Origin of the sequence: Enterococcus sp. 3H8_DIV0648 (genome assembly GCF_002140655.1) — a bacterium.
In the GTDB taxonomy this organism is placed as follows: Bacteria; Bacillota; Bacilli; order Lactobacillales; family Enterococcaceae; genus Enterococcus_A; species Enterococcus_A hulanensis.
The window spans coordinates 2,133,061-2,143,166 of sequence record NZ_NGLG01000001.1; the positions used below are offsets into that span (position 1 = coordinate 2,133,061).

General features: G+C 41.1%; 8 protein-coding genes. 4 read left to right on the forward strand and 4 right to left on the reverse strand.

The features are described from left to right. The first annotated feature begins 128 nt into the window (after positions 1–128). From A5875_RS09895 to A5875_RS09905, 3 genes are all read left to right on the forward strand, one after another. Positions 129–1,649 carry a helix-turn-helix domain-containing protein gene (locus A5875_RS09895; protein ID WP_088933444.1) on the forward strand — a complete coding sequence of 507 codons (1,521 nt, stop codon included), beginning with the start codon at positions 129–131 and terminating at the stop codon, positions 1,647–1,649. A 197-nt stretch (positions 1,650–1,846) separates the two neighbouring features. Next, entirely contained in the window at positions 1,847–3,571 is a 1,725-nt protein-coding gene (locus A5875_RS09900) for an ABC transporter ATP-binding protein (RefSeq protein ID WP_088933445.1), read from the forward strand. Next, entirely contained in the window at positions 3,568–5,325 is a 1,758-nt protein-coding gene (locus A5875_RS09905) for an ABC transporter ATP-binding protein (protein WP_088933446.1), read from the forward strand. The genes A5875_RS09900 and A5875_RS09905 overlap by 4 nt, the downstream gene beginning before the upstream one ends. 38 nt (positions 5,326–5,363) lie before the next feature. Here the strand turns inward: A5875_RS09905 and A5875_RS09910 are convergent, their stop codons facing one another. Next, entirely contained in the window at positions 5,364–6,401 is a 1,038-nt protein-coding gene (locus tag A5875_RS09910; RefSeq protein WP_088933447.1) for an SDR family oxidoreductase, read from the reverse strand. Between the two features lie 116 nt (positions 6,402–6,517). Between A5875_RS09910 and A5875_RS09915 the strand changes: the two genes are divergently transcribed. Continuing rightward, positions 6,518–7,087, forward strand: coding sequence for a TetR/AcrR family transcriptional regulator (locus tag A5875_RS09915; RefSeq protein ID WP_088933448.1), 570 nt, complete (start codon positions 6,518–6,520; stop codon positions 7,085–7,087). Positions 7,088–7,336: 249 nt separating this feature from the next. On the opposite strand, the gene A5875_RS09920 is transcribed toward A5875_RS09915, so the two are convergent. The 3 genes from A5875_RS09920 to deoC are packed head-to-tail and all read right to left on the reverse strand — an operon-like array spanning position 7,337 to position 9,906. Beyond that, positions 7,337–8,404 (reverse strand): PTS fructose transporter subunit IIC, encoded by a 1,068-nt coding sequence (locus A5875_RS09920; protein WP_088933449.1) that lies wholly within the window; start codon positions 8,402–8,404, stop codon positions 7,337–7,339. Positions 8,405–8,408: 4 nt separating this feature from the next. Then, a complete protein-coding gene (locus tag A5875_RS09925; protein ID WP_176244650.1) occupies positions 8,409–9,233 on the reverse strand; it encodes a Cof-type HAD-IIB family hydrolase in 825 nt (274 codons plus the stop codon). Further along, complete coding sequence (gene deoC / locus A5875_RS09930) at positions 9,223–9,906, reverse strand: deoxyribose-phosphate aldolase (protein ID WP_088933451.1); 684 nt, start codon at positions 9,904–9,906, stop codon at positions 9,223–9,225. Before deoC ends, A5875_RS09925 begins: the two co-directional genes overlap by 11 nt. Positions 9,907–10,106 lie beyond the last annotated feature (200 nt).

Sequence of the window (10,106 nt, forward strand, 5' to 3'; positions counted from 1 at the left end):
TACATAATTCTTGTCCTTCGTAAAAAGATAATGCATATTCGTCAAATAAAAAATATAGATATTTCCTTTTTGCTAATAGGTTTCGTGTTTCATACGTTAGACAAGCATTCTTTTAGGGGGGAATGATGATGGATTTTCGTACAGTTTTAGGAACGACCAACATACGTCGCTTGTTATTATTGGAACAATTGTATTATCAGCATGATGGGTTATCCAGTGATCAACTATTAAGCATACTGGATTGTTCCTTGCCAATTTTGCTAAATGATATTGACTTGATCAATTCATATAAGTCCGAGCTTCAAATTGTTAAAACAAAAGGTCTTTATTACATCGCCTTAGACAAGTCAATAAGCTTGGGGAACTTATATGCGAACTTTTTGAATATGTGCCCCGAATTTCAAATAATCGAAGAGCTTTTGTATGAAGAATGCGAGAACATCACTGCCTTATCAAAAAAATTGTATTTGAGCTCCTCCAACACCCAGCGCTATTTAAAAAAGGTCGAGCAAACCTTTGCTGAAGCAGGAATAGAACTTAGTTATCGTCCTCTGCGATTGGAAGGCAACGAAGGAGAAATTCGTAATTTTTATTACCGCTTTTATAGCGAAAGACAAAGCGCCTTCGAAAGTACGCTTCCGAAATTACCATCTGCTCATTATCATATTCTTGAGCGGTATGTGCAGGAATTTGTCGAAGTGAATCAAATCTACCAAAAATATGTCTTTCAAAAACGGTTGATTTATAACATGTATATCAGCTTTTGGCGGATAAAAAGCGGGCATACTTTTCCAGCGGAAGAATTGAGAACGGAAACGTTCATTCTTCCGAAGGGACTCTCTTATAAGTTGTTAAGGCAAGCAGTTAGAGACGGCGTTGATCTGGAATTAACTCCGGAGATGGTGCGTGACACTCTGTGGCTAACTTTTTCTGACGCTATCGTATTTAGTCCTGCTCATCGCGAATTAGCTCTGACTGATAATCCTAAGTATCAGCGATTATTTACCCAGCACTACGCATTAGTAGAAGAGTTCAATCAGCTGTTGGGAAACCGTCTAACTAATGTAGACCAGATAAACTTGGCAACCGTGTTGAATAATGATTTTTACTTGTGCAACCCACATGGAAAGTACCTTGGTATCTTATGGCGTAATCGATCGGTATTCTTGCAAGAAGTCTCCAAAGTTTATAGTCGGGGAGTACAAAAAGTAAAAGATATCGTGGAACGTTTCGTAAAAAGGCACCACATGTATCAAGAAGATGATTTTGTTCAAAATTATGTCTATTTATTGATCACAACCGAAGTAAATAGTTTAGAATGGCTAGCCAATCAAGATCCGCGACTAAAAGTATTACTATTGTCTGATTTGACCCCAACGGAAGAAAGCTTTCTGGCAAAACAGATTTCCGAAAAAATTTATGGCAACTTCGAAATTGTTCATTTCGAGCAATTGTCAGGGGGAACGCCGAATCTTTGGAAAGAGTTGGAAGAATATGATTGCTTGATCACAACAGGTTCTTCCCAAGGGTTGCCAGATGACTATCCGGTCGTAGTTATTGATCCTTTTCTGACTAGTCAAAGTACACGATGGATTCAAGAGATGATCAGTAATCTTTCGAAACAAAACGAGCAAGCCGTAACTGAATAACTGCAAAAGAGTAATGGAAATTTTTCGTTGCTCTTTTTGTTTTGTTGCTAGATAAATCCTGCTGATTCAAAAATCCGTTTAATTTGATATAAAGTACCTCTTTTGAGCTGATATGTTTCGGACTTTTTTGACAAATAAGTTACAATAGAAGCAATCCTATTTTGATGATTAGTACTTTATATATTGGAGGAAGTTACATGTTTCAGCTTTTACGTTACGCCAAAGATTATCGCAAGCAGATCATCCTTGGTCCTTTTTTCAAATTTCTGGAAGCCGTTTTCGAATTGGTCCTGCCCTTATTTATGGCGCGGCTAGTCGATGAAGGGATCGCCCACCACGATCAGTCCAAGGTGATTGAGATGGCCGTGGCGATGTTGGGTTTATCCATCGTCGGTTTGATCTGTGCCTTGATCTGTCAATATTACGCGTCGATCGCCTCACAAGGTTTCGGGACAGTTCTGCGCAATCGTTTGATGGAAAAAATCAACAGCTTTTCTCATAACGAGTTGAATCGCTTCGGCACAGATACCCTGATCACACGCATGACCAATGACATCAATCAAATGCAGGGAGCTTTGGCGATGCTGATCCGCTTAGTCGTTCGCGCACCCTTTTTAAGTATTGGTTCAGTCATTATGGCCTTTTATATCGATTGGCAGATGGGGCTGGTCTTCTTGATCTTATTACCGCTTTTCTGTTTGATCCTTTTTTTGATTATTCATTATTCCGTGCCATTGTATAAAAAAATCCAGCAAAAATTGGATCAGCTGAATCAATTGGTTACTCAGAATCTGAGCGGTGTCCGGGTCATTCGAGCATTTGCTCGGACAAAGACAGAGACCAATCACTTTAATGAAGAAACTGAAGAAATCTCTCGTTTGAATCAACGAGTTGCCAACATCTCTGCCTTGCTTTCGCCTAGTACGACGTTGATTATGAATGCTGGTGTCGTGGCCTTGCTTTATTTTGGCGGGTTCAAAGTTAACATCGGGCATTTGGAGCAAGGGCAAGTCTTAGCCTTAATCAATTATATGAACCAAATGCTCCTAGCTTTGATCGTCGTTTCAAATCTAGTCGTCCTCTTCACTCGTGCCGCGGCTTCTGCCAATCGGATCAATGAAGTCTTTGCGACCGACACGACCTTAGCTGATGATGGTGCGATTCAGCAAGCTGACAAACAAGCACCGCTGATTGATTTTAATAAAGTAGATTTTCGTTATACAGAAAAATCTGGCTTAGCTTTACAAGATGTTTCTTTTACTTTGAAAGAAAATAAGATCCTCGGCATTACCGGAGCTACCGGTAGTGGAAAGTCTACACTGATCAGTTTGATTCCGCGTTTTTATGATGCGTCTAATGGAAGTGTCAGCTTCGCCGGCAGCAATGTCAAAGACTGGTCATTAGAGCGATTGCGCTCTGAGATCGCCATTGTGCCGCAAACAGCCGTTTTATTCAGCGGAACGATTCGCGAAAATTTACAATGGGGCAAATCTGACGCGACGGATGAGGAATGCTGGGAAGCTCTTGCAACGGCGCAAGCCAGTGAGTTTGTCGAAACCTTGCCAAAAGGATTGGATACACCGATCTTAGAAAACGGGAAGAACTTCTCTGGCGGGCAGCGTCAGCGTTTGACTATCGCGCGTGCATTAATTCGTAAACCCAAGCTGCTGATTCTAGATGATTCATTGTCCGCTTTGGATTATCAAACCGATTTGGATTTACGTCATGCATTGAAGCGGGATCTCGATTGCGGTGTCATCATTATTTCCCAACGCTTGCGATCGATCCAAGATGCCGAAACGATCCTCTTGATGGACAATGGAAAAATCGTCGCACAAGGTAAACATGACTCGCTGCTGCAACAATCCAAGCTTTATCAAGAACTGGTCGAATCTCAAGCGGAAGGTGGGGCAGTCCAATGATCAAAAAGAAAAATATCTTCCGTTCATTAAAATCGTTCATCCCTTACCTTGCTGCCTATCCGAAAGAATTGATCGCCGCGATCATCTTAGGTATTGCCAGCGGGATCACTTCCGTCTTAATGACTTATTATATTGGTGTCGCTGTCGATCAGATGGTCAATCAAGGGGCTGTTGATTTCACCCGCCTCTTCCGGATTTTGCAATTGTTCGTCGGAATCTTTTTAGTAACCGTTGTTAGTCAGTATTTTATTCAACGCTTAGGAAATACCGTTGCTTTTGATTCGGTTGCCAAATTACGAGAAGAAACCTTTACGCATCTGAATAAATTGCCATTAAGCTATTACGATCAAAGTTCGAAAGGCGATATCGTCAGTCGGTTTACCAATGATATGGATAATGTTTCTACCGCCATATCCGCGGTCTTTAACCAAGTCTTTTCTGGGATGACTGTTGTTTTGGTTGCGCTAGTCTTCATGTTATATCTTAGTCCAATGCTGACCTTAGTTGTTTTGGTCGCCACACCGATCATTTTTTTGATTACTTATATCGTGGCCCGGACTTCGCAGCAATACTTTACCAGTCAGCAGCAGCTTGTTGGTTCGATCTCTGGTTTTATTACCGAAATGGTCGGCAATCAGAAAATCGTTAAAGCATTCCAACGAGAAAAGCAAAACCAAACAAACTTCGAAGCGTTGAATCAAGAACTTTATGTACGAGGACAAAAAGCTCAATTTGCTTCTTCCTTGACCAACCCTTCTTCTCGTTTTGTTGACCATCTAGCTTATCTGATGGTTGGTCTTGTAGGTGGTTTATTAGCCTTAAAAGCTGGGAGCAATGTAACGATTGGGATCATTTCAAGCTTTACGATCTATTCCAGCCAATTCACGAAGCCCTTCATTGAGCTTTCGGGGATCACTATTCAGATACAAACAGCGATCGCAGGACTTGACCGCTCCTTTGAATTATTGAAGGAGCCAGTTGAACAAGCCGATGATTCAGACGCGCTCACATTGACTGAAGCCAAAGGAAAAGTTGTTTTTGATCACGTTGATTTTTCTTATCAAAAGGATCAACGATTGATCGAAGACTTTAATTTGACCGTCGAGCCTGGTGAAACGATCGCCATCGTCGGAAAAACCGGTGCTGGTAAATCAACACTAGTAAATCTCTTGATGCGGTTTTATGAAGTGGACCGAGGGACGATCACGATCGATGGTACGGATATTCGTCATCTGACCAGAGATAGTCTGCGTCAGCAATTCGGAATGGTTTTACAGGAGACGTGGCTGATGGATAGCAGCTTGCGAGCCAATCTGCGCTATGGGCGAAAATCAGCAACCGATGAGGAAATCTATGCGGCATTGAAGGATGCCTATATGTATGACTTTGTGATGCGCTTGCCGGATAAGCTGGATACGATCGTAGGTGAAGCGGGGATTAAGCTTTCTGACGGTCAACGGCAATTATTGACGATTGCCCGAACGATGATCAGCCGCCCATCGATGCTGATCCTTGATGAAGCCACCAGCTCCGTGGATACCTTGACCGAGCAAAAAATCCAAAGCGCCTTTCTTGCGATGATGAAAGATCATACCAGCTTTGTGATCGCCCATCGTTTATCAACGATTCAAAATGCGGATCAAATATTGGTATTAGATCATGGAAATATTATTGAGATCGGTAGCCATCAAGAATTATTGCAAAAAGACGGATTTTATAAGAAGTTATATCAAGCACAGTTTTCGAAAAGCTAGAAAAAGGCTGCGATCAAAACAAAATCGCAGCCTATTTTTTAATCTTTCTTGACGATTCCCAGATCGATCATTGATTGTGCCGTAGCTAGAATTGCTTCACGAGCGGAACGCGGCTGCCAACCTAACAGATCTTTTGATTTTTGATTGCTGGTTTCAGCATATTTTCCAGTTAAGGATGCCAACATACGCAGGCTCGGATTAGTTAGAGCGGCTGCCTTTAGTACCGCATTCGGTATTTTTTTCGTTGGGAGTTTATAAGCAAAATCAGGAAAAGCTTCCCGCAGGATATTTGCGACCTCTAACATCGAGAGCGTTTCACCCGTTGTTGCTAAGAAACGTTCACCCGCAGCTTTTGATGAAATCATTGCTAACAAATGCAAACTAGCCACATCTCGTACATCAACATATCCTGAATCCACATTAGGCACAGCTTTAACTTCTCCGTCTAAAAGTTGTTGGATTTGAACATTAGAATGAGAATAATCCGAAGTTAGGATTGGTCCCATTACTCCAACTGGATTGACTGTCGCCAATTCTAATCCATTTCCTTCTTCTTCGATAAATTTCCAAGCTGCTCGTTCGGACAATGTTTTTGATTTCTGATAAGGAAAAATATTTTTTGCCTCTAAATTCGACCAATCTTCTTCGGTATAAGGTGTTTTACGATTTTCATGTCCAGCAAAAATTGCACCGTAAGCAGAAGTTAGAACTACCCGTTTAACTTTCGCATCTCGGGCTGCTTTCATGACATACAAGACACCACTTACCGCTGGATCGATCATTTCTTTCTCATCTTTGAAATTCAATTTCGGAGTTGGGGACGCTGGGTGAATGACATACATCACGCCCTTCATCGCTTTATCCCAATTTTTTTCACTAGATAGATCCGTTATGATAAAAGAAAGATTATCAAGATTTTCAATACCGCCTGCACGGATGATCTTCTTCACACGCTCTATTTTCTCTAGTGAACGAACTGTTGTCCGTACCATATATCCTTGTTCTAACAATTGTAAAATAATATTTGACGCGATATATCCACTTCCGCCTGTTACTAAAACTAATTCTTTTTCCATAGTATCTTTCTCCTTCTCTAAAGTTACACTTGTAACGTTTCTGAGATTATATTAGAATATACCCACAAATAATACAAGATGTTCACCCTCATCTGTGACAGAAAGGAAAATCTGTAATGGCAGCTACTAATCACGCTCAAGCAATCAAACAAGATTCAAAGGATTACCTGACCACCGCTTTGCTACAGCTCTTGGAAAAAAATATTTATTCAAGTATCACTGTTTCACAGGTCGTTCGTCGCGCCGGTGTCAGCCGAATGGCCTTTTATCGAAATTTCGATAGTCTTGATGATGTCTTACTCGATTATTTTTCAGCGATTATTAAAGAACGTTTCGCTGATATCCTCCAGCATGTACCACCGACTGAAAAGCTGAAATCTTTAGAAATATTCTTCAAAGACTTCGCAAAAATCTTAGAGATGAGTGTCTCACAAGGCTACGAACCGATTATTCGACAAGTATTCAACGAAAATATGTATCATTTCTATGATAGCTTGCCGCTATTTGATGCTATTAAGGAACCAGAAAAACGGTACTATATCAAATTCATGAGTGATGGTGTTTACAGTATCTGGCGCGAATGGTTGATCAGTAACCAAAAAGAATCATTAGATACGATCCATCAATTATTGGCCACTCTTCAGTATTCTACGTTGGAGGCATTAAAAAAGCAGCAGGCGAACTAATTCACCAGCTGATTACTTTTTGCTTTTAACCTGCGAACAATAAAAACGTTCCATTTCCATTTTTTTGATTGCACTCTGGAAAATAATAGTTTTAAATTCTCTGTTAGCACTTTACAGAAGCGACCATTTGATTTTTAGTGCAAAAAACGAAACCTATTATAAGTCTTCCTTGGTAAAAATAGAAAGATCATCGAGTAACGTTATTGACTCACAAAAAAATCCAGTTAGCTCTCACTAACTGGATTTTTCCTATGCTTCTTCAGTAATTTTCTCAATAGCTTCAGTCGGTACATCGCGTTTAAGCAGCAATGCAAGTCCTGCGGCTACCACTGTTCCAATCACTACCGCCAAAACATAGCCTAACGGATTTTGGACTGCGCCGGGAATCGGTAAAATAAAGATACCCCCATGAACAACGGTTGTTCCTGTATTGAAATAGGCAATCACCGCACCAGCAACTGCTGAACCGATCGCACAAGCTGGAATCACTCGCTTCGGATCACGAATCGCAAAAGGAATCACCCCTTCACTGATCAGCGATAAGCCTAAAATCCAAGCTGCCTTGCCTGCTTCTTGCTCTTCTTGAGTAAATTTTTTCTTTTGGATCGTAGAAGCCAACGCCATCCCTAATGGTGGAATCATTCCGCCAACAATTACCGCTGCCATCACGACTTGCGGCACGCCGGGATTCGCAACAACGGCTGCTACACCAAAGAAGTACGCCACTCGTAAAATCGGACCCGCCAAATCGACTGCCATCATTGCCCCTAAAATCGCACAAAGTAAAATCAGATTTCCGCCCTGCATGCTTTCTAAAACACTCGTTAAAGAATTCATTATAAAAGCAACTGGGATACCTATGACATAATAACTGACCAGACCCACCACTGCTGTACTTATTACCGGCAGCAGTAAAATATTATAGACCGTTTCTAATGATTTCGGGATCGCGACTTTCTCCATGTATTTCACCAGATAGCCGGCAAAAAATCCACTGATAACTGCTCCTAAAAAGGTCGAGCCATTGACCGATGCGATACTTCCGCCGACCATCCCCGCAAGCAAAGCATTACTGCCGCCCACCGATTGCGCGATGAATCCGCCGACAATCAGAAACATCAGTCCCATTGCGTGCTTATTCCCGATTTGATAAATCACCTGTCCAAAGGTTCCCAACCCTTCCTCAGGATAAGACATGGCACCTGCGCCTGAGACCGCAAATCCCAGCGCCATCAAAATACCGCCAGCAACAACAAAAGGAATCATTTTGTTCAGTCCATCTAATAAGTGATCAAAAAAAGATTGCTTTTCTTCCATCTTTTTACCCCCGTTTATTTAGAATAAATGCTTCGATTACCTGCCCAACTCCATCTTCATCATTTGACGGGAAAACTACCCCGATTTCTTCTTTTAATTTTTCATTTCCATTTGCCAACACAACACCGGTTCCAACATAGTTCAACATTTCACGATCGTTGTTACTATCCCCTATCGCTAACATTTCTTCTGGCGAAATAGCTAATAATTTACTCAGCTTCTCTAAAGCGACCCGCTTATCCATACCTGCCAAGACAATCTCATGATAATTCGGCAGACTATTGACGAAATTTAGCTGGAACATTGTTTCGATTTTCTTTGCTATTTTGTTTTTCTGTGCCTCGTCTTTTTCAATCACTAAAAATTTGTAGCTATTCATCTTTTTCAGCTTCGTGAGACTCGCTTGTCGAATTTGCGCGCCGAACATCTCTAAATAGTGATCAGACATTCCCGCACTTTCCAAACGTGGAAAAGAATATTCTGTACAAAAGACCCCTTGATCCGTGTAAAGCTGATAAACATACTCTTCGCCTAGAAAACCAATGATCTGCTCCGCAAGCGCTGAAGGCATCGGCCGGTCATAAAGAATTTTCTGGGTCCGCAAATCAGTGATCTTGGACCCATTCATCTCAATCAAATAATCCTCTACACCTGCCAACTCTATCGCAAACTGCGCCTCTGGAAACACACGCCCAGTCGCGATGACTGTTTTAACACCTAGCTCTTTTACCTGACGAATCGCCTGAATAGTCGCGTCAGAAATTTTTTCTGAACTGTCTAAAAGTGTGCCATCCAGATCCATCACTAAAAGTTGAATTTTATTTTTCATAAGTCGCTTTAAATGCTTCGACGATTGCAATACTGCTGGAGCTTCCGATTCTTTCTGCACCCGCATCGATCAACGCTAAGCACTGCTCTAAGGTTTTGATTCCGCCAGAAGCCTTGACTTTGACCTTATCCCCAACAACTGACTTCATAAGTTTGACGTCTTCCAATAACGCACCGCCAGTTCCAAACCCAGTTGAAGTCTTGATGAAATCAGGTAGAACCTCTAAAGCAATCTCCGCTACTTTTTTGATTTCGTCTTTGGTTAAATAGCACGTTTCAAAAATGACTTTAGACAAAACATCATTTTTACGACAAATGGCGACGATTGTTTCCATTTCTTCTTTGATATAGTCGAAGTTTCCTTCTTTAACCTTACCGACATTGACGACATAATCGATCTCGTCTGCGCCTTCTTTAATCGCTTGTTCCGTTTCATACGCTTTAACAGCAATCGTTGTTTGACCTAAAGGAAATGAGATCGCTGCTCCTACGTGAACCGGACTATCCTTCAAAAATTCTTTGCATAAAGCCACAGGAAAAGAATTGATCGCGACCATTTTAAAGCCATACTCCATGCTCTCCTGACAAAGCTTTTCAAAATCCGCTTCCACAGCAAACGCTTTCAAGTTTGTGTGATCAAAATACTGTGCTAACTCTTTAGACGACTTCACCATAATTAACTTCACTCCTAATTCGTTTTAAGGTAATCATTTTTTTACAAAAATGAGTTTTATTCTCATCACGTATACCATTCCGCTATACTTTCTAAAAATCTAGATACTGCTAAAAGCGGAACTGGCATCCTATTTCGTTTTAAGGTATTCATTTTTTTACAAAAATGAGTCTGTTTCTCATTTCGTACATTATTCCGCTA